This window comes from Mesorhizobium sp. M2C.T.Ca.TU.002.02.1.1, from assembly GCF_003997225.1.
This window is the reverse complement of sequence record NZ_RZTO01001445.1, coordinates 1-620: the sequence shown is the minus strand read 5'-3', so window position 1 is coordinate 620 and position 620 is coordinate 1. Positions and strand designations below refer to the sequence as shown.

Genomic DNA, 620 nt, shown 5'->3' with positions numbered 1-620 from the left:
AGTGGAAAGGATAAGGAGGAAAAATTCACCCTGTCAATAAATAAAGTTTGTTACTTTAATTTAATCTGGTAGCTTGATGCGTGCTTGAATTTCCTGCCAGCCCCTCCGCCAGCAACGCTTCGGATATCCGCCGTCGCAATCGGCGGTTGATGTTCCATGAATTGCGTTTGCGCGGGAGCCTTTCGAGGGCCGAGTTGGCGCGCGCCACCGGGCTTACGCCACCCGCCATCGCCGGCATCATCCAGGATTTGCTCGATGCTGGTTTGGTGCGGGAGGCGGGTCGCCGAAAATCGGCCCGTGGCCAACCGCCGATCGAGATCGAGATCGCCAGGGAAGGCGGCTACGCGGTCGGCCTGCGTGTCGAAACGCGCGGCTATGACTTTGTCGTCTCCGATCTCGGGGGGGAGGTCGTCGCCAGCGGCCGCGGCGATATACCGGGCGAGGAGCCGGAGGAACTACTGGAGTTCCTGACGGCGCTCTATGAAGGTCTCGCCGAGAAATATGGCGCCGGCCGAAGCCTGGGGCTCGGCCTGGTCACGCCCGGTCCGTTCGACGCAATTTGGCCAGGCTTGCCGACGCCTGGCGCCATCGCCGCTTTGCAGACGCGTTCGCTTGTCGAC

General features: G+C 61.5%; 1 protein-coding gene. It reads left to right on the top strand.

All coding sequences use genetic code 11. The features are described from left to right. Window positions 1–149 precede the first annotated feature (149 nt). Window positions 150–620, top strand: a 471-nt coding sequence (locus EOD07_RS36670; RefSeq protein WP_281059124.1) for a winged helix-turn-helix transcriptional regulator, incomplete at its 3' end; no start/stop codon positions are given.